Source organism: Clostridium sp. FP2, assembly GCF_011065955.2.
In the GTDB taxonomy this organism is placed as follows: Bacteria; Bacillota; Clostridia; order Clostridiales; family Clostridiaceae; genus Clostridium_AD; species Clostridium_AD tagluense.
In genome coordinates, this window is record NZ_JAAMNI020000001.1 from 4260031 (window position 1) to 4280069 (window position 20039).

The 20039-nt window shown below is 29.5% G+C and carries 19 protein-coding genes; 1 reads left to right on the forward strand and 18 read right to left on the reverse strand.

Going from position 1 to position 20039, the window contains the following annotated elements; genetic code table 11:
• The first annotated feature begins 123 nt into the window (after positions 1 to 123).
• Positions 124 to 537 (forward strand): hypothetical protein, encoded by a 414-nt coding sequence (locus G9F71_RS20190; RefSeq protein WP_164948481.1) that lies wholly within the window; start codon positions 124 to 126, stop codon positions 535 to 537.
• 89 nt (positions 538 to 626) lie between these two features.
• Here the strand turns inward: G9F71_RS20190 and G9F71_RS20195 are convergent, their stop codons facing one another.
• The 18 genes from G9F71_RS20195 to G9F71_RS20275 form a co-directional block, all read right to left on the reverse strand.
• Positions 627 to 1244, reverse strand: coding sequence for an SLAP domain-containing protein (locus G9F71_RS20195; protein WP_164948482.1), 618 nt, complete (start codon positions 1242 to 1244; stop codon positions 627 to 629).
• Between the two features lie 279 nt (positions 1245 to 1523).
• Positions 1524 to 3716 carry an S-layer homology domain-containing protein gene (locus tag G9F71_RS20200; protein WP_164948483.1) on the reverse strand — a complete coding sequence of 731 codons (2193 nt, stop codon included), beginning with the start codon at positions 3714 to 3716 and terminating at the stop codon, positions 1524 to 1526.
• 90 nt (positions 3717 to 3806) lie between these two features.
• Complete coding sequence (locus G9F71_RS20205; RefSeq protein ID WP_164948484.1) at positions 3807 to 5153, reverse strand: hypothetical protein; 1347 nt, start codon at positions 5151 to 5153, stop codon at positions 3807 to 3809.
• A 940-nt stretch (positions 5154 to 6093) separates the two neighbouring features.
• Positions 6094 to 6762 (reverse strand): ABC transporter ATP-binding protein, encoded by a 669-nt coding sequence (locus G9F71_RS20210; protein ID WP_164948485.1) that lies wholly within the window; start codon positions 6760 to 6762, stop codon positions 6094 to 6096.
• Positions 6755 to 7909 (reverse strand): ABC transporter permease, encoded by a 1155-nt coding sequence (locus G9F71_RS20215; RefSeq protein ID WP_164948486.1) that lies wholly within the window; start codon positions 7907 to 7909, stop codon positions 6755 to 6757. Before G9F71_RS20215 ends, G9F71_RS20210 begins: the two co-directional genes overlap by 8 nt.
• Before the next feature lie 216 nt (positions 7910 to 8125).
• Complete coding sequence (locus G9F71_RS20220) at positions 8126 to 9319, reverse strand: hypothetical protein (protein WP_164948487.1); 1194 nt, start codon at positions 9317 to 9319, stop codon at positions 8126 to 8128.
• A gap of 175 nt (positions 9320 to 9494) precedes the next feature.
• Positions 9495 to 9797 (reverse strand): hypothetical protein, encoded by a 303-nt coding sequence (locus tag G9F71_RS20225; protein WP_164948488.1) that lies wholly within the window; start codon positions 9795 to 9797, stop codon positions 9495 to 9497.
• A gap of 412 nt (positions 9798 to 10209) precedes the next feature.
• Positions 10210 to 10701, reverse strand: a complete 492-nt coding sequence (locus G9F71_RS27410) for an Rpn family recombination-promoting nuclease/putative transposase (RefSeq protein ID WP_224626520.1) — start codon at positions 10699 to 10701, stop codon at positions 10210 to 10212.
• 107 nt (positions 10702 to 10808) lie between these two features.
• Positions 10809 to 11207, reverse strand: coding sequence for an Rpn family recombination-promoting nuclease/putative transposase (locus G9F71_RS27415; RefSeq protein WP_263488234.1), 399 nt, complete (start codon positions 11205 to 11207; stop codon positions 10809 to 10811).
• Between the two features lie 64 nt (positions 11208 to 11271).
• Positions 11272 to 11442: an Rpn family recombination-promoting nuclease/putative transposase gene (locus tag G9F71_RS27420; RefSeq protein WP_263488235.1), complete on the reverse strand. Its 171-nt coding sequence runs from the start codon at positions 11440 to 11442 to the stop codon at positions 11272 to 11274.
• Positions 11443 to 11694: 252 nt separating this feature from the next.
• Positions 11695 to 12747, reverse strand: a complete 1053-nt coding sequence (rfbB, locus tag G9F71_RS20240) for a dTDP-glucose 4,6-dehydratase (protein ID WP_164948489.1) — start codon at positions 12745 to 12747, stop codon at positions 11695 to 11697.
• Positions 12748 to 12753: 6 nt separating this feature from the next.
• Positions 12754 to 13326 (reverse strand): dTDP-4-dehydrorhamnose 3,5-epimerase, encoded by a 573-nt coding sequence (gene rfbC / locus G9F71_RS20245; protein ID WP_164948490.1) that lies wholly within the window; start codon positions 13324 to 13326, stop codon positions 12754 to 12756.
• Positions 13327 to 13341: 15 nt separating this feature from the next.
• The gene (rfbA, locus tag G9F71_RS20250; RefSeq protein WP_164948491.1) at positions 13342 to 14244 is read right to left on the reverse strand and encodes a glucose-1-phosphate thymidylyltransferase RfbA; all 903 of its coding nucleotides are present in this window, start codon (positions 14242 to 14244) and stop codon (positions 13342 to 13344) included.
• 268 nt (positions 14245 to 14512) lie between these two features.
• Positions 14513 to 16039, reverse strand: a complete 1527-nt coding sequence (locus G9F71_RS20255; protein WP_164948492.1) for a lipopolysaccharide biosynthesis protein — start codon at positions 16037 to 16039, stop codon at positions 14513 to 14515.
• A gap of 9 nt (positions 16040 to 16048) precedes the next feature.
• Positions 16049 to 16870, reverse strand: a complete 822-nt coding sequence (locus G9F71_RS20260; RefSeq protein WP_164948493.1) for a GT-D fold domain-containing glycosyltransferase — start codon at positions 16868 to 16870, stop codon at positions 16049 to 16051.
• A 20-nt stretch (positions 16871 to 16890) separates the two neighbouring features.
• Positions 16891 to 17835: a glycosyltransferase family 2 protein gene (locus G9F71_RS20265; RefSeq protein ID WP_164948494.1), complete on the reverse strand. Its 945-nt coding sequence runs from the start codon at positions 17833 to 17835 to the stop codon at positions 16891 to 16893.
• 102 nt (positions 17836 to 17937) lie between these two features.
• Positions 17938 to 18783, reverse strand: coding sequence for a glycosyltransferase family A protein (locus G9F71_RS20270; protein WP_164948495.1), 846 nt, complete (start codon positions 18781 to 18783; stop codon positions 17938 to 17940).
• Between the two features lie 57 nt (positions 18784 to 18840).
• Positions 18841 to 20028 (reverse strand): hypothetical protein, encoded by a 1188-nt coding sequence (locus tag G9F71_RS20275; RefSeq protein ID WP_224626522.1) that lies wholly within the window; start codon positions 20026 to 20028, stop codon positions 18841 to 18843.
• Positions 20029 to 20039 lie beyond the last annotated feature (11 nt).

A 20039-nucleotide genomic window follows, 5' to 3' on the forward strand; every position in this document is an offset into this window, starting at 1 on the left:
TAGTCCGACAATATAGTTGCACTTTTATAAATGTTATTATATTTAAGTTAAAAAATACTTGTTTTCTATGAAAAACTTGACATTACCTCTAATCTTGACTAAAATTTCAATGAGGTGATTTTTTTGAAAAAGTTTTTATACATTCCTATGGTATTAGGTATATCAATATTATTTGTTGCATGTGGTGCAAAAGCTCCTGTTAATGCGAGTAAACCTACCACTACTACACCTATTACTAATACTAAAATAATCTATACTCAAAAATTAACATATCTTCCATCATACAATGGAGTACAACCAACTGAGTACACTGCTGCAAGCAAAAAATCAGTACTTGCTACTTCAAAATATACTATAAAAAACACTACAGATACAAAGGTGTTTGAAGATTATGAAAATATTTTAAAAAAAGATGGTTGGACTATTACAGGAGCGACAAAACACTATAGTATTTTTGCAAAAAAAGATAAACATATAGCAAATATTGTAATTCAGAAATCCAGCAAAGATGTAATACTACAAGTTATGTCAAAATAGTATAATAATTTATACTGAAATGTAAGTAGGTTTGTGTAAATACTTTACACAAACCTACTTACATTTCATACTATTTTTCATATTTAATTTTATACAGTAAAATTTATATCCCATTTTTTCAAATTAATAGTCTTTTCTTTCAGCTTTTCTTTACTTACTATGGTTTCAAATATTCCTATTTTCCCACTATTCACTACTGCATTTATATCAACTAATTCTGCTATTATTATTGATTTATTTGCATCTATCAATTTTAGTGATATTTGTGGTAAGTCTAATTGTGACTTATCTCCATTATATATCACTAATGTAATCTTTATGTCTCCACCCTCTGTTTCACTAACGCTATATGGATATATTCTACTACATCCGCCTTCTTTTGGAGCCTTTTTCGTTATAAATTCTAAAATTTTACTTATTTCAGCCTCTGATAACCCTTCTGGTATTTTTTCAAAGGTATCAATTAAACTTTCCTCCTTAATTTCCTCTTTAGTAATAGTAGTTGATATTTCAATACTATCTTCACCAGTTTTACAATTAATTATTATTTTTCCATCCTCATTAACCTTAAATGCACAGGCATTTTCTTTGTCTGCACTATATACTTCTGTTGAAGGAACTGTAATACTAACAATAGAGTTTGTATCGGAAATATCAACAACTATACTGTTATTGGAACCTTCTTTGAAATTTATAACATCATTCATATATTTTTCTCCTCTCATTAAAATAGTATTTACGAAATAATATTTCAATCATTAATTTTACATTGTACTCAAACAAGCTCAAAGATGAACTTGTCCTTCTATAACACATATTTTAATTTTATCATTGTTTTAAGTATTATAAAAGCTTTTTGTACTTTCCCATTCTTTTACAAGTGCCTGTCACCCGACATTTTTTTACAAGTGCCTGACCCCTCTTTAAAAAGGCCCTGTGGAGAGCATCTCCACAGGGCCTTTAATTAAAACACTAATTTACTATTTCTATTTAGAAATAACAGAGTCTTTAACAATGTTGCCATTGCCATCTACTAAGTTTGTAGCTTTGAATTCAACAGTAATTGTATCTGTTAATGCGTAATCGTTAGTAGTTTTAATAGCTAATTTACCATTAGCTATTGTAACAACTGCAGTAACCACAGTTCCATTGACTTTCACTATAACCCCACTTGGAGTTGTAGTACCTACAAGTAATTCAGAGAAATCAACAGTGAAATTTTTGCTATCAACTACAGTTATTTTAGAAGCTACTGGAGCAACATTTTCTTTTAATGGAACTTGAACAGTTGCTTTGCCATCTTTCAAAGTGTTTCCAATTGCATCTATAACATTCTTAGCTTCAAGACCATAATTACCATTAGCAGTAATAGATCCTTCAGGTAATGTGAATCTTACTTTCTTAGTACCATCAACAAACTGAAGTTCAGTTCCTGTTGGTAATGCTTTTCCTCCAAGAGTGTAATTAAATGCTGTTGTAGCTGAAGTAGTAACATTTGTAGCATACTCAACAGTAAATACTTTACTATTAGTAGGATCTACTACAACAGGTGTAGTGCTAGCAAATGCTAATGAAGCTGTAACTGTTCCAGGTGAAGTTTGGAAAGTACCAGATGAAGCATTAAATGTAATCACACTTGCATTTACATTTCCAGACAAGTCTGATACGGATCCAGCAGCTAATTCGAAAGTGTATGCGGAGTTACTATCTAAGTCCATATCAACTTTAATAGTATTTAGCTCAGTACCTTCAATTTTACCGTTGGCATCAACATCAAAACCAGCTCCAGTAATTTCATTTACATTTGTTACAGTTCCAGCAGTGTAAACAATGCCATTCTTAGTTTTAAGAGTTAATGCACCGTTAACTTTTACAGGCTCATTGAAAGTAAGATATAAAGCATCTTTATCTGTATTAACCGCTGTATCATCAGCTACTAACATTTTTGTTGAAGTAGATGAAAGAGTAGCAGGAGTTGAATCTTTAGTTAGAGTAACATTGAATTCAAATGCATCTCCAGCATTCAATGCTAGATCTTTTTGTCCTTCTACTTTAACTGTTGTATTTATAAATTTCTCTGAAGCCAATACAGATACTGCATCTACAGTGAATTTAGTTTTATCAGTAGTATCTTTAATTTGAGCATCAGTCAAGTAGAAAACACTAGTTCCTACAGTTACTTTTGCATACTCTTCAATAGAAGCGTTACCATCAAGGTTCTGCTTAGATAATTCCTCTGAGAAATCAAAAGTGATTTCTGTACCATTAACTGTAGAAGTTACAGTTGGCTTTGAACTATCAACTACTAGCTTGTCTACTGTGAAGTTAACAGCCATAGGGTTCGAGATATTGCCTGCAAAGTCAGTTGCTCCAATAATATCTACTTTATAAGACTTATCAGCAGTTAACCCTGTGATTGTTAGCATATTATCAACTAAAGTATATTGAGTACCAGAAAGCTGAACACCATCTAAGCTTACTGTTCCTTCATTTTGTATAGGCTCATCAAAAGTGATAACCGCTGTAGTTCCTTTTGCTGCAACAGATTTAACGGTAGCTGAAGTTGTATCTGCAAATGTTAGAAGTGTATTGAACTCAGCTGTTAAAACGGTAACATCTGATTTTGTTTTGATTGGTGAAACAGTTACTTTAGCATTTGAAACTTTTAACTCAGTTTTAGTTGTTAACGTAACAGTCTTACCATCTTCTGAAACTACTACCTTCGTGATATCTATGCCTGCTACAGCATATTTTGTTATAATTGCAGCATCTATTGCGTCAACTGCTTTGTTAAATTTAACTTCAAGAGTTTTAGCATTAATTGCATTTACTGTCGTAACTGATGTTGTAGTCACTATATCTGTATCTTTAGCATCAAAATTAGTTTCTATTCCAGCAGCATTCTTATAAACTACAGCGGGTATAACACTTGCATTTACAAAGAGTCCTGTAGTATTGTCTATCCAATTTCCTTGGAAATCTTTAACGTAAACTGCTCCACCTGCAATTATTGCATTAGTGATTTCAGTAAGATTTTTCACATCATTAGCATAAGCTAAGTCAAAAGCTTTGTTTCCTATTACAACAGTACCATTTGCCATTGCAGCAAAAGCTGAGAAAGATGTTGTTCCTGCTATGATTACAGCAGCAAGAACTGAACTTGTAATTTTTTTATTCATATATTTCTACCTCCATTATTTTAGTTGATTTTTCTTATTAACTACCCTTAATCAAATATTAATTAAGGATTAAAGTTCTTTTAAAAGTTATTAGTTAGCAGCTACTAAAGCTACTTCGTTTGTTGCAATTACTGTTCCAGCTTCATTTATTAATTTAACATTAACTTTGTCTCCTGCAACTTTTCCAGGGAAAACTGTTGTAGCTGTTCCTAGAACTTCTATAGCTGATAAAGCTTCTGTACCATTAAATACTTGGTATTTAACTGCGTCTTTTAAAGTTGATGTAACAGTTACTAATGCTCCAAATGCAGCAGGTTTTACTGTCGCTTTAACTTCTACTGTACTCGGATCTACTGGTTCTACTGGCACAACTGCAATTGTTCCTGATTGTCCTAAAAGAGCTTCTATAACTTTAAGTTCTTTTGCACTTGCATCAAATAATTTAACATTTACTTTATCACCAGAAACTTTAGCTGGAAAAACTGTTGTAGCCTCTCCTAAGTTACTCATAGATGATATAGCGCTTGTACCATTAAATATTTGGTATTGCGTAGCTGTAGCAAAGTTTTTAATGCCATCTGCTGTCATAGTTACATTTACTAATGATCCAAATGTAGCTTCTTTAACAGTAGTATCAAATACTTTTACTGTATCTTCTGCTTTAACAGTTACCATTATTGTTTTCCAAGCTTCATATGTTCCATATGTTGAACCTTGATTTGCAACTGTTTTGTCTTGTGCTAGGTATTTTTCCCAAGTTGTTGATTTTTCTGTGTTTGCATGTACAACAACCATGTAAGTTCCTGCTTTTGCGAATGTGTATGATGGAGTTTCTTGATAAGTAGTTACTCTCTTTGTCCATACTCCAGTCAACGGATCCATTATATGTATTGCGTATTTGTATGGTCCTTCGATTCCGCCTATTCCTTCTATTTTATTAAAAGTTAATTTCAGTCCATTAACTGTATAATCTGCTTTTCCATCAGCGTATACTCTATTTGCATCATCTTTAGCTACACAGTTTAGTGCTGCTACATAGTAACTATCAAAGTCACCGTTTTTGTTTGATTTAACGCCTGTCGTTCCAGCTTTCTTTACCCAAACTGAAAGCTGTTGCTTTCCTAGTGTGAATTTTTTTGTTTCTGGTAACGCATATGGTGTTTTAGAATCTACTGCTGCACCATATCCACTTGTTAATTCATTCCACTGTTTGCCGTCGAAAAGGAATGCTCTGTATTGTACTAGGCCTTCATAATTTGATGAAGTTACTGTAAATTTTTCAGTATCCCCTACCACTAGTGGTGAATGTTCTACTCCAACATAATTTACTACTGGAACAACTACTGCCTCGGCTTTTGCCGTAACGTTGCCCAAAATTCCAACCATTACAAATAGTGCTGCCATAAATATACTTAACGTTCTTTTGATTCTTTTCATATGTTTGTCCCTCCCATTAATAGATCTTTTTTATTTTATATAAAAATAAAAACATAATTATAATTGTAGTCTTTTTAAAGAGTACAATTAGCTTTTCTTTAATTACACGCCCCCTAGGTCGCTATTTTTTCTTACTATAAAATGGCTTGGCCAGTTTTATAGTAAGATTATAATTAAAGACTTCAATGTGCTTGTGATATTTTTTATTCCTACCGCATTTTTAATAAAATCCTTAAATCCGGAGAACAATTACAATGTTCATTTCAAATTTCTACAATTTTCATATTATTATTCTATTATATACCATATTTCGTCAAATTTCAACTATAGTTATGGCATATTAAAATATTTTTTTCGTTTTTTACCTTATGATATTAAAATTCGCCCTGTTAATTCCATAAAGAAAAATTATATCCTTCTTTTCTGTGGTCTAAAATCTCTTTTAGCTTTCAAGCCTTTAATAGGCTAGTCCTAGATAATATTTCTTAAAATATATTTGGATTTAAATAACAATCTAATTGTATTATACTAGAAATATGTCGAATTACAACAGGTAAGTTAAACCATTATTTAAGGTAAATTATTCATTATCAGTAATTATACTAATGAAATTAACTATTTACTAGAAACGATTTAATTTCTAGTCGTATATTGTCGAAATGTTAATAAATAAAAAAATCACTAAAATCTTTAGTTTATATGAATAACCGTATTTTTCAAACTTAATTATTAAAATTTTGCACAGAAATTATTTAACGCTAAGTTTAGCTCCTATCTTTGGAAATATATTCTTAACTTCGATTCGACATTTTTTGCAGTAAAATAATTATATATTTTTTTAATTAATTAATCATTTTGTCAATTTCACAGATAAATTATCCTGTGAAATATAAAAAAAATAGTGCCATAAAGGCACTATTTTCTTTGTAATTTGATTTCTTTAAATTACACCATCTTTTATTTCAATTATTCTATCTGTTTTTTTTGCTATTCTTTCATCATGAGTTATTATTATAAAGGTAGTTCCAAAATTTTTATTTATATCTCTAAATATATTGTATATAACTTCAGAGGAATGAGAATCCAAATTCCCTGTAGGCTCATCTGCCAGTATTATTTTAGGATTATTCATAAGTGCCCTAGCAATTGCCACCCTTTGTTGCTCTCCCCCAGACAAATCATATACTTTGTTATGCCTAACCGTTGGAAGTCCCACTAGTTCAAGAAGTTCTTTTGCTTTTTCACGAGTTTTTCTACCAGAAAATAAATTTCTTATAGAATGTGGCATAAGCACATTTTCCAATGCATTAAACTCTGGTAATAAATAATGAAATTGAAATACAAAACCTATCTCTCTATTTCTAATAGAGGCTAAAGACCTTCTACTCATTTTGTCTATTCTTTTACCTTCCATTTCTACTTGTCCACTTGTAGGCTTGTCCAGCATCCCTATTATATTTAATAATGAAGTTTTACCACTACCAGATTCTCCTATAATAGCATTAAGAGATCCCTTATCAATAGATAAATTTATATTATTTAATACTTGTGTTTTAACTCTTCTGCCATAAATCTTATTGATATTTTTCAGTTGTATAATACTATCCATTTTTTATGACCTCCACAGGCGTTAATTTAAAGGATTTTATAGCTGGAAAAAATGCTGCTAGCGTTGAGGCAATTACATCAATAATACATAATTTAATTATAAAGCTATAATTTATAATTATCTTAACTATAGGCGTTCCATCTGATGAAACTATATATCTATTAAAGCCTCTTATATATATATAGGTTAAACCCACACCAAGGCAAGTACCAACTATACCTAATATAAAAGCTTGAATTAAAAATATAGCACCAGCCGAACCATCTTTTATACCCATGGCCTTTAAAATACCTATTTGCTTGTATTTTTGAACCACACTTATACCCATTATACTTATTATACTTAAAACGGCTGCAATCATTACGCAAAGTTGAATTACTATACTACATACTTTTTCGCCCATTATAGCACTTACTAATAGTTTATTTTGATCTTTCCAATTTTCTATCTTTAAATTTTTATCTTTTAGCCCAGTTTCTATTTTAGTTGCAATAGAATCTGCATTATAAGGATCACTTGTAGATAATTGCATAGAGCTTGCAGCATCACCAACCCCCGCTAAATCTTGAGCAGTTTTTAAATCTGTAATAACTAAAATTTTATTAACCTTTATTGTATCTAAATCATAAAAGCCTACCACTTTTATGACCGTATTCCTTCCATCAGGGGTTATTACATCAATATTATCATTTATTTTTAAGCCTAATTTTTCACTAAGTTCCTTTCCTAATATTGCTTCTTTAGGATTTTGGATGGTTCTTCCCTTATAAATTTTATTTTTTATATTATATAATGAATCCAAATCTTTAGAAATAAATCCTCTAATTTGAATTGCTTCAACCATATCCCTAAGCTTAATAGATGCACCATACTCCACTACGGGCGCCACTGATGTTATTTTACTATCCAGTTTTCTAATTTTGGCTTCCTTTTCATGATAATTTTCTATTATACTATTCTTAGGGTAGATTGTTATATGAGTGGAATTCCCAACCACTTTATCCAGCAATGTAGTTTCAAGTCCCATACTCAGCAGCCCAACGAATATTTGTACTGAAATCCCTATGGCAATACCTAAAATTATTACTAATGTTTGAATCTTACTGTTTATCAAAAATCTCCAGGCTATTTTTAAAGCTGTAAACATATTGTTTAGCCTCCACTATCCATTTTTTTTAATCTTCATAATTAATTAGTTTTTACTTTGTAATCATTATATTAATTCCAATTGTTCTATCATATCATATTTTTTTATAAATAAATAACTAATTCGCTAATTTTCGACCCATTAGCCCTGAAAATCCAAAAAATAAAGCTATCAAAATACTTCTCATGTATTTTGATAGCTTTTATTATAATGGTCTTATACTCCAAAAATCTCTCTTAGCAATTGAAGATTGCTACCTTCAACATTAGAAGCTAATGCATACTTGACTTTATTCCTGCTACCTGCATCTAATGTACTATACATAGACTTAACAGAAGATTGCTCTGAGCTAGAATTATAGGAAGGGTCGGATGCCATCTTATCCATAGTTGACTGCATTATTGATATTATCTGCTTCTCTTTTGAAGTCTCTACCTGAGAATATGCACCGTTTAGATCCTCCGCAGCTTTTATTAATGCACCTCGCCTAACCTGGTTTTGCTGCTGAGATATCTTTTCCTTTTCAGCTGCAGCATTTTCAACCCTTTTTGCCTCTGCTTTTATTTTTTCTAATTCTTTCTTTTTCGCGCCGTCTGTTGTTTTATTAATAGCCTCATTAAGTTGACCAATAGTATCACTTATAGCTTTTTTCTTTTCTTCTATAGATTTCCCCTTAACCTCTTCTATGATGCCTTGAATTTCTTTTGCTTTTGCCTTTTCTGCATCATTCATAAGTGCAGTGGCACTTTGTATTTTCTCCTTAACTGAAGCTAGTTGTTTATCTATTTCTTTCTCACTCATTTTATTAAGATCTGCAAATGAAGTTTTTTTACCCTGAGTCAAGGCTGCAGCTAAAATTTTATTATCTTTAATTTTAAGACTACTTATCTTAAAAGGAATTATGCTTGGATTAATTTTTATTAAATTGTCCTCAACATAAATTCTCTCATTCTTAAGCTTTAATATTTGGGACATTACTAATTTTTTAGGTAGTGTAAGCTTGCCAATTTTGAAATTATCAGCAGTATATGTAATTTTCCCATTAGAAAAATCTATTTTTCCCTTGGAGGACAATAACAAATCAAGCTTCTTGTAACTGATAGGAGCCTTAATTAAAATCTCGTCATTATAAATTTGAATACTAACTCCTGTAAGGGTTACGTTTCCTTTACTTATAGGCTTTGCAAAATATAAGCTACTTAACTCATCTATATTCTTTTGAGTTAATTCAAATTGCCCACCTTTTACCTGTACATTTTTAAGTTTATCTATAACCTCTGTGGAAGTGGTTTTTTTAAGTACTACTCCACCATTATATAATATAAGGTATGAAAAAATTGCTAGCACTCCTAATAAAATAATTAGTGCCCATATTAGTTTGTTTTTCCTTAACTTCTTAGTTGTATGCATATACTCCTCCCTTTACTTTTATAGTTATATAATACCACAATTACTATAATTTTTGAATTAAATATAGCATATCCTTCTCTTCCCGACGAAAAAAACCACTGAAATATATTTAAATATTTTAGTGGTCAGCGCCTTGCTCCGCCAAGCTTTTTTGTTTATATTCTTATCTTAGTTTTTATTTAATAGATCTTATTTGACTAATAAAATTTTCATGTTCTTCAACTTCTCCAGTTAATTTTGTAACCTTACCTTGTATGTCAGAAAGTATATGCATCATTTTATCTTGTTCTGCTCTTGTTACTTTAGCATTTTCTTCTAACCCTCTTTGCATTATATACACTTCATCTTGTCTTTTATCCATACTATCTTGCTTTCGTTCCATACTATCTTGCTTTCGTTCCATACTATCTTGCTTTCGTTCCATACTGTCTAACTTGGCCAATACCAATTCAAACATCTGTTTTGTTTCTTTATCCATTTTAACACCACCATTTATATTATCCTATGCTATTCTAATCAGATTATATCATTATAAGTTTTTTTTATCAATACGCAAAACTTACATGTTTTATACAAAAGAAGAGAAAGGTCCGACTGCGTTCTTGCTGCTACTTAAGTTAAACTGAATCTTTACATATATCAATCTTATCAACATACTATTGCAAAGTGATTCTTAAAGACAAAAAAACTACCGAAAATATATACTTCTATAAATTTCAGCAGTTCCACTCTCTGGCTACCGCCAAGTTTTTTTGTTTCTATGCTTTTCTCAACTTTTCTACCCAACTTCACATCTAGTTGTATTTACAGACATTTTATACGTATCATAATAAGCCTTAACCATTAAATCTGCACCTGTTTTACTTGAAGAATATGGGCTGCCTTGCTACTCAAGAGGTGCTACTTGTTATTGCATCATTTTCTTTTTTATTAAAGGATAACCATCTTTGTAGCTTATCTTCTTTTAAATTCTTATTTTTTAACTTTCTAAATTTTTCCATCTCTATAAAATGAATCTCTACTACATCTGTTAGCATGTAGTCCTTGACCTCATCTTCCCACAAATGAAAAGTTGTGTGGAATTTATCAGGGATTTTAATGTATTCAAAGTCTACTATGTTTATAGTTATGACTTTAGGTAAATTCTTATAATCTTCTCCCTTTTTTATTCCTTCTGAGAACATTTCTCCCCAGTACCACATTGTCCTTTTATCCATGTTGTGCTGATTTGTTAACTGCACTTCTATTTCAAGTTGTGTACCATCTTCTGTTTTAGCTCGAACATCTATTATGCCTGTCTTATCTCCGATTAATTCAGGTGTTAGCTCTTTATTTTCAACTATTTCTAGTGTTACTAATTTTTCTCTATCTTTTTTACCCAACTTTTCCTTTTCTATCGCATCAGATGTCCCATCTTTGATGCCCTCCGAGTGCTCCTAGTATTTTTTTTGGCCTCCGAGGTGCTTGAGGTCGCAACGCGAACTTCTTGCTAACTTTCTAACTCTTTCTTTATTTGTATAACCTTTTCTTCGGAAAGACCTGTAGCTTTAATTATTATATCTACACTAACTCCTAGTTTTAATAAATTTGTTGCAATTTCCATTTTGCCTCTTTCTTCTGCTGATTTTATTCTCATCATTTGATCACGAATTTCAGTTTCTCTTGCTTCATAAGCCATTCTTGCATTTTCATCTTGACTTATAACCTGTAGAAGGTCGTAGGCTTTCTTTATATTTTCATTCTTACTTGCAAGCATTTCCATTACCCCCTTCGATTTACCATCTAAGAATTCCATCCATTCTACTATTGGATCATTTTCATCCTTTTCTATATCTTCTTTAAATAATTTGGGTAATTCTAAAAAATGTACTTCTAATACATCTGTCAATCTATACCCTGTTTCACCTTCAATTACATGATAACTGGTATGAAGTTTTTTTAAAGGTATACACTCAAATTTCTATTCCTATAAAATCTTCCTGTGACATTTTTAGCACTGCGCTTAAAAACCCTATGAGAATATCTTTATTTTTTTCATCTCCAAAGAGTAGCTTAAAAACAAAGTCTATTTTAGGCGACATCAAAAACCCATCACTTAATTTTCTGTTTATATCATATTCCATGTATACCACTCCCCTTATATTTATATTATATCCTCTTTTATTACCTTATGCACTACTTACCCAAACATTATAATAAATATTCCATTAATGTGGTGAAAACTTCCTTTAACGACGAAAAAACTACTAAAATTTATACTTAGATAAATTTTAGTAATTCCCATCTTCGCCTAGCTTCCGCATGCCACATGGATGGCACTATCTTATTAAAGAAAAACTCCTAGAGTTAAATCCCTAAGAGCTTCATTATATAAATTATTTTTCATACATATTGTTATAATATTTTTGGTACTCTCCTGAAGTAATGTTATCCATCCACTGTTTATTGTCTAAATTCCATTTTATTGTCCTTGCAATTCCTACTTCAAAGGTAGTTTCAGGTTGCCATCCAAGCTCTTCTTTTATCTTAGCTGGATCTATTCCGTATCGCATGTCATGACCTTTTCTATCTTCAACATAAGTTATTAGTTTTTCTGTTATTTCACTATCTACACTTTCATTCAAGTAATTTATAACAGTTTTAACTATTTGCATATTAGTTCTCTCATTGTGTCCGCCTATATTATAAATTTCTCCTACTCTGCCACTATTTATAACCATATCTATAGCTTTGCAATGGTCTTCAACGTATAACCAATCTCTTATGTTCATTCCATCACCGTATACTGGTAGATTTTTATGATTTAAGCAATTGTTTATTAGGAGCGGTATTAATTTTTCTGGAAATTGGTATGGCCCATAGTTGTTTGAACATCTAGTTGTATTTACAGGCATTTTATACGTATCATAATAAGCCTTAACCATTAGATCTGCACCTGTTTTGCTTGAAGAATATGGGCTATGTGGGTCTAGTGGTGTAGTTTCAAGGAAGAATCCTGTAGCGCCAAGTGATCCATATACTTCATCTGTGGATACTTGCATAAACTTCTTGCCTTCTTTAAAGCCATCTCCAATTGCCCATGCATTTTTAGCTACATTTAAAAGGTTTACTGTGCCTAAAACGTTTGTCTTTACAAATATTTCTGGTTCTTTTATGCTTCTATCTACATGGGATTCTGCTGCAAAGTTTACAACATAATCAATATCAATTTCTGCAAATAATTTTTCTACTAACTCTTTGTCACATATATCTCCTTGAACAAAAGTATAGTTTATATTATTTTCTATATCTTTCAAGTTTTCTAAATTTCCTGCATAAGTTAATTTATCTAAATTTATAATTTTTATATCTGAATATTTATTTAACATATAATGAACAAAATTTGCACCTATAAATCCAGCCCCACCTGTTACTAAATAAGTTTTCATAAACACCTACACCCCTTTATATTCAAATGGTATTTCTAAATCTTTTAGTTTGTTTTGCAACTTATCCTTGTCTGACAATAAAATCTCTTCTATACCTTCAAGTGGCCACTTTATAGCTATATCTTCATCATTCCATAGTACCCCACTATCATATTCAGGAGCATAGTAATCTGTGCATTTATAATTAAACACAGCCACATCTGACATAACTAAAAATCCATGTGCAAATCCTTCTGGAACATAAAACTGTTTTTTATTCTCAGCTGTAAGGATTACTCCTTCCCATTTTCCAAAGGTAGGTGAACCCTTTCTTAAATCTACGGCTACATCAAAGACTTGTCCCTCTGTAACTCGAACTAATTTCCCTTGAGTATGTTTAGTTTGAAAATGAAGTCCTCTAAGTACTCCTTTTTTAGACTTTGATTCATTATCTTGAACAAATTCCATCCTAAGCCCAGCTTCAAAGAAGTCATTCTTATTATAGGTCTCCATAAAATAACCTCTATTGTCACCAAAAACTTTAGGTTCAATTATGTATATACCATTTATCTTAGTTTCTATAAAATTAAACTTTCCCATATGTTCCTCCCTTCATTACTCTGCTACAGTAACTGCTTCTAAATTAGCTTTATTATACTCGTCAGCAATCTGCACTAAATACTTACCATATTCAGTTTTCATTAACGGTTCTGCTATCTTTAAAAGCTCCTGTCTGTTTATAAAGCCATTTCTATAAGCTATCTCTTCTATACAAGCTACATACAATCCTTGCCTAGTCTGAATAGCTTCAACAAAATTTGCTGCATCCAGTAGTCCTCTGTGAGTTCCTGTATCAAGCCAAGCCATTCCTCTACCAAAAAGTTCAACTTTTAATTTTCCCCGCCTTAAATATTCATTATTTACTGCTGTTATTTCTATTTCACCTCTATCTGAAGGCTTGACATTTTTAGCAATTTCCACTACATCATTATCATAAAAATATAAGCCTGGAACAGCGTAATTTGATTTAGGCTTTAAAGGTTTTTCCTCTATAGATACTACATTATTATCTTTATCAAATTCAACAACACCAAATTCAGTTGGATTACTTACATGATAACCAAAAATAGTAGCTCCTTCTCTTTCTGAGGCTCTCGTTAATCTTTCAGTAAAACCATAACCATGGAAAATATTATCTCCAAGGACTAAAGCTACCTTATCATTTCCTATGAACTCTTCGCCTATAATAAATGCATCTGCAAGTCCTCTTGGCTCTTCTTGAATCGCATACTGTAATTTAAGTCCTATATCACTTCCATCACCTAGTAACTCTTCAAAAGTTACTACATCTCTTGGTGTTGAAATAATTAATATTTCTTTTATACCTGCAAGCATTAATACGGATAATGGGTAATATATCATTGGCTTATCATATATTGGGAGTATTTGTTTTGATACGGATTTAGTTATTGGATAGAGTCTTGTGCCGGAACCACCGGCTAGAATAATGCCTTTCATGTTTTGCCTCCTTAGAAATTGTAGTTTTTGCTTATAATTTTTTTATAACTTAACTATGTGAAATTGAGTTAATCGCTTTGATATACTTATCATTTTTGTGCTATCTTAATTTCTTCACCCTCTTCGCATCAATTACCTTACTTTCACCAAGCTGTCTCTCTATTCTATTTTTTTCAGGTAGCTAATCAGCCCTCATATACGGTAACTTTCAGTTAACTCCTTACTAATATACCTGTTGAACTTTTTCAAGAACAGGGTGATGAGTTTTCTAATTCTTTTTCAATATTTTTTTAAGCATATACTTAAATTCATAGGTATTATGAAACATAACAAAAATAAAAGCATTTGGTATTAATATACACAAAAAAACCTTTAATATAAATGAAATATATATGTTTGTATAATTAATTAAACCTCCAATGTAATATGTTGTAACAATAAGACCAAAACTAATTAAGCTGTACAATACACTTTTAAAATAATAGGTTTTAGAACTCTTTTTTAAGACATATTTATAAACATTCCATGGCATAACATATGTTGGTATCATTGTGCTTATCGCCGTTCCTAAAAATACACCATACATGCCAAGTCCCATAGTTTTAGCTAAAACTATGGATGTAATCAAATTCACTATAGCTTCCATAACTATCCAATACTTAAAAAAAGGATATGGACTATATAACCCTGCTGCGCCTTTAACCAATTCAATTGAGCTTCTCATAGAATCAGAATAGAATGTAAATACTATTATATAAACAACTGCAACAGGTAATACCATAGACTTTCCTAACCAAATCTCTATAAACGGATTTATTAATACTATTAATGAAACAGAAGAAAAGGTGGATATCCAAAAATTAATAAAATATAAAATATTAAAAATATCGTTCTTATCTTTATAATTTCCACACACTAGTAAATTCCCATAACTTGCTGTTGTACCTAAAAATATTTTTGATATTATGCTCTTTATTGCGTTAATTATTAATGTATAATTAGAATATAATCCCACTATTGAAATTCCGGAGAAAATTGATAGTAGTATGCTATCAGTTCCGAATATTATGTATACAGATATATTTGCTAAAAACAAAGCCTTAACATTTTTTATAATATTCTTTTTTATGTCTGGATTCAATTCTATTTTAAATTGATTTTTTAAATAATCATATTTTTTATTCGTTAATATATAAATGATTAGATTTTGCCCAATACCCATAAATAGCTTAATAAGTATGAAGAATATATAATTTTTTGTTAATAAAATCACTGTTATTTGAAAAATTGTTAATGCAATTGAAAATATAATGGTTATTCTATCAGCAATATAATTTTTTTGATCTGCCGACAATATAGTTCTCCTATATGCCAAAAAATAAGACATAACTGTATCTATTAAAAATATGAAATAAATTAATTTTATAAAACTAATTGTGAAGTTTGTATGTATAAAATATTTTAAAAAGGGCAACATCATTAATCCTAATATCATTACAATCATAGCTATATATTTGTATAATTTTGAATATAAAGTCATAATTGCATTAATTTGTTCGTGGTCATTCTCTGCTAATGGTTTATAGAGACTATAAGAAATAGCCGTACCTATACCTAATTCTGCAAGTGCTAACATTGATACTAAATTGGAAATCACTCCATTGACCCCTAATATTTCTATTCCTAAATTGTCTAGAAAAATCTTTCTAGAAATTAAGCTCAATAAAATAGTAGTAAATTGTAGTATTATTCCAGTCAATATATTTTTCATCGAATTACTAGTTCTATTTTCCATAAAAACCTCTTATTTCCTTTTTATTAATGGCAAATTTTCTGGAGATACGATATGACCTAGATATTGTTCATAACAATTAGGTAAGTGCCCTACATCCAAAGCTTGATAACCAAAACTACTCAAATCATATGCTAATACTGTCGCAGTAGGACCTGCTGCAATTAAAAATAAACTTTGTTTATCAAACTTAATGCATTTCTCTAAAATATCATCATATTCTTCAAATGCATTAACAGGACTTACATGAATAACTGAATATTTTTTTATGCTATTGAATAAATTACTGTGAATATCAAAGCGACCATTCCTTCCATATACAAAAACAACATCTCTATTATCCCATAGACATTTTATCGTAGATAAATTGTTTTCATAAAAGACAGCATTTCTAGATACAAATGAATTCCCATATATTTCTTTATTAAGTAGCGGTTTTATTTTAGAATATTTATTTAACCAATACCATTGCCAAAACGATAATTTTCCATAATAATTTTTTATATTATTGTATTTAGAATTAAATGGTGGTATACATACTATTATTTTACTACAGCTTGGAGATAATATAATTTCAGTTAATCTGCTTGTTAATTTGTCACTTGGTCTTTGATATGGATCTAGTTTATTTTCTTGATTACATATGTCAAACTCACCATCTCCATATCTACATATTGAAGATTTATTTTTCATTATTAATTCTAAAGTTTCTGTTGTTGTTAAAACCTTAGGAAGATTTCTTTCATAATCATCCAAAATAAACATTTCTTCTTGTGATACCTTTTGTCCGAATCTTCTGATTGTTCTTTTACCCTTATTAAATATTCTCTTCATTGTACTAAACATATGTTCACCTACTTTAATATATTTTCCAAATATGTTTTCACATTTCTATTTTCTATAATAATACCCTGTTTCAAAAATAATTCTCTAAATTGTAATGCAATCGTTTTGTTATATTCTTCATCTAAATCAAGCTTCCCTGATTTCCAGCCTTCATAATAATATCTCCAATGTTTTCCAATATTTTTATCAAGTATTAAATTCTCTTCAAATGCTTTTCCACCATTTATCATTTTAGATTTAAAATGTTCCAATCCTCTAATATTGTAATGAAAAATTATAATATCAGAGGATTTTTTTTCACTCTTTAGTTTCATTTTCACACCATGATTCCCTGGTGATATCTGTTTATAGCCTTTAGTTCTGTGAATAACTTTTGCAATTTGTTTAGTATACATATTAAATTTTGATAAATTGAATTCTTCTATTTTATCAATTGGCTTTTTAACCATAAATATGCCATCATAAAATAATTTAGTTTCACTAGGAAGAATATTGTAGATATTACATTTCAGTACATTTGTATTTGTACCTCTCAATTCTGTTTTCAAATTTTTGTTCTTACTATACCAAAACTCATCTGCATCTGCATTTATTACCCAATCAGCATTATATTTTTCTGTAGCTAGCTTAATCATTCTATCAACCCATATTGCTTGTGAATGATCTTTACCCTTTTCATATATTATTTGCTTTATCCATCCCAATTTATAGTATTTTTCTATTATTTCTTTTGTTTTATCTGTTGAATTATTATCAGTAACTATAAATCCATCTACTCCCATAGATTTATGAAAAATCAAATTTTCTTCTATAATATCCTCTTCATTTTTAATTAAAAGGGTCATATAAAGTTTAGGATTATTTAATTTATGATGCTTAAAACACTTATTACTTAAAATTCTTTTTATCTTTATTAATATAAGTTTTGTATTTTGAATATAACTATTTTCCATTAGTGTATACACTCCCTTAGATTTAATAATGCTCAATGTAAACTAAGAAGCTGCTTCTTGTGCGCGTTTAAATTTAAAACTAATATTTACAGATTACAATATTTATGTATGTGTTTTGTATAATTTACATAATAACGATAAATACGTAAGCCTAACTTTCTGAATTAAATATTTAGTCCTCCACCAAAAATAATTTCTGAACTTTATAATTTTATCATCTTCATTATTTATATAATTTAAATTAACATTATATTTTTTATAAAGCTCTTTGTGGTTACGATAGATTTGTTGAATCATATTATTTTTTTTATCTTGAAATTTATGTGTAACTGTATTACGTGACTCTTCTTTTATCCTATAATAAAAAAGAATTTCATTTATCCTATAAAACTTTTTGCCTAACTCCATCATAGAAATCCAAAAATCCCAATCCTCATATCCGTAAATCATATTTGGATTATATCCACAAGTTTGATCAAAGTCTTTTTTTCTATACAAAGCCGTACAAAAAACAAGATTTTCACTTAACATCTTTAATTTTGAAAAATCATCTAATACAAAAATCCCTTTTTTAAATCCAAAACACTTGCCTATGCAATATACTACATGTACTTCTCTATTGCGATTTAGCACATCTACACATTTTTCGATATATGTACTTTCTATTTTATCATCCGCATCTAATGGTAAAATATACTCCCCCGTACTACTCATTATCCCTGTATTCCTTGCTGTAGATACTCCTGAATTTTGTATTGACATTATTTTTATATTTGGATATTTTATTTTAATTTTTTCAAATACTTTTATTGAATTTTCATCATCGGAACCATCATTCACAATAATAATTTCAATATATTTATATGTTTGTTTATTTACACTTTCAATACATTCTTCCAAAAAATAACCTTGATTATAAAATGGTATTATTACACTTACGATTTGCATTCAAATTCACCTCATTTCTCTTTTAAAGTAATAATTACCTTGTTTACAACAAATATACTACTTCAACTTTACTTTAGCCTTTCTGGAAAACAAAAAAAATAAAGGCCATAATAACGAAAAACTAATACCACTGTACACAAACATATTTCCAAATGTATTTAACAATATAATTGTACATAAAATCGAAACACCCACAATATATAAATCACTATACTTCCTCAAAAGCAAACTATATACAACACATATTATTACAGTATATAAATAAAATATAATCATTCCTGTATAGCCCAATAACATATATGGTGCACTGTACGCTGTTGATACCGTTAATGCACCAGAAATTCTGTCAGTGGATGTTGTTATATTAGATAGAATATTTCCATCAATTAATCTTTTTGTCAATATATCTGGCAGAATAGAGCTTAAAATGAATTTATAAATATTATTTTCATGATTGCTTATATTCATCTGTACTTGTAAATTTGCTAAAGGCGACGATATATATAAGTAATCCCAAAAATATTCCTTAGGTATTTTAGAATTTAAAAATTTTTCGGTTGGCATTCCAATAGAAATTATAGATTCACTACTAAATAAGTTGGTATCATTAAATAGTTTATTAGTTCTAAAATTTCCTGTAACTCCAAATAGGTATCCTGCTATTAAAATTGATATTGTCATAATAATTATAAATTTAAAGTTAAACAACTTTTTAAAACTTATCTTCATACTAAGATAGACAAATATGCTTGATATTAGTATGATTACAATTATACTTCTTGATATTAAGAGTATTGAAGGTATTAAATTAATAAAATAATATACTATATATTTTTTTCTTTTATACTTAATGTATGTGTAAAATAAATATGTACTAATAAAAATGTTAATTGTTACTAGTAATGGATGTATAAATGGAATTCCTCTGAAATCATGATATATTATATTGCTAAATAATGGAACACTTCCAGCATATATAAACTCTGCAAAATATCCAATTATAAGTATAGCTTGCATTTTATTTATCATTTTTTGACTTAGCTTAATATCTTGTTTTAAATCAATTTTAATTTCCCCTAAAAATTTTCCAACAAAAAAAGATAAGATTCCAGTTATAAATAAAAACGTTAATAATTCATAAGATAGCATTGGATACAAAACCGACCATCCAAAACTATATACTATGAGCACAATTCCATATGATATTGTATAAATATATAACGGATTAATCATATAATTATTCACTAAAACGTCAT

Bases quoted from the DNA above. Each gene is read 5' to 3' on its own strand.
- G9F71_RS20195 (WP_164948482.1), bottom strand. From the start codon at position 1,244: ATGAATGATGTTATAAATTTCAAAGAAGGTTCCAATAACAGTATAGTT.
- G9F71_RS20200 (WP_164948483.1), bottom strand. From the start codon at position 3,716: ATGAATAAAAAAATTACAAGTTCAGTTCTTGCTGCTGTAATCATAGCA.
- G9F71_RS20205 (WP_164948484.1), bottom strand. From the start codon at position 5,153: ATGAAAAGAATCAAAAGAACGTTAAGTATATTTATGGCAGCACTATTT.
- G9F71_RS20210 (WP_164948485.1), bottom strand. From the start codon at position 6,762: ATGGATAGTATTATACAACTGAAAAATATCAATAAGATTTATGGCAGA.
- G9F71_RS20215 (WP_164948486.1), bottom strand. From the start codon at position 7,909: ATGTTTACAGCTTTAAAAATAGCCTGGAGATTTTTGATAAACAGTAAG.
- G9F71_RS20220 (WP_164948487.1), bottom strand. From the start codon at position 9,319: ATGCATACAACTAAGAAGTTAAGGAAAAACAAACTAATATGGGCACTA.
- G9F71_RS20225 (WP_164948488.1), bottom strand. From the start codon at position 9,797: ATGGATAAAGAAACAAAACAGATGTTTGAATTGGTATTGGCCAAGTTA.
- G9F71_RS27420 (WP_263488235.1), bottom strand. From the start codon at position 11,442: ATGGAATATGATATAAACAGAAAATTAAGTGATGGGTTTTTGATGTCG.
- rfbB (WP_164948489.1), bottom strand. From the start codon at position 12,747: ATGAAAACTTATTTAGTAACAGGTGGGGCTGGATTTATAGGTGCAAAT.
- rfbC (WP_164948490.1), bottom strand. From the start codon at position 13,326: ATGGGAAAGTTTAATTTTATAGAAACTAAGATAAATGGTATATACATA.
- rfbA (WP_164948491.1), bottom strand. From the start codon at position 14,244: ATGAAAGGCATTATTCTAGCCGGTGGTTCCGGCACAAGACTCTATCCA.
- G9F71_RS20255 (WP_164948492.1), bottom strand. From the start codon at position 16,039: ATGGAAAATAGAACTAGTAATTCGATGAAAAATATATTGACTGGAATA.
- G9F71_RS20260 (WP_164948493.1), bottom strand. From the start codon at position 16,870: ATGAAGAGAATATTTAATAAGGGTAAAAGAACAATCAGAAGATTCGGA.
- G9F71_RS20265 (WP_164948494.1), bottom strand. From the start codon at position 17,835: ATGGAAAATAGTTATATTCAAAATACAAAACTTATATTAATAAAGATA.
- G9F71_RS20270 (WP_164948495.1), bottom strand. From the start codon at position 18,783: ATGCAAATCGTAAGTGTAATAATACCATTTTATAATCAAGGTTATTTT.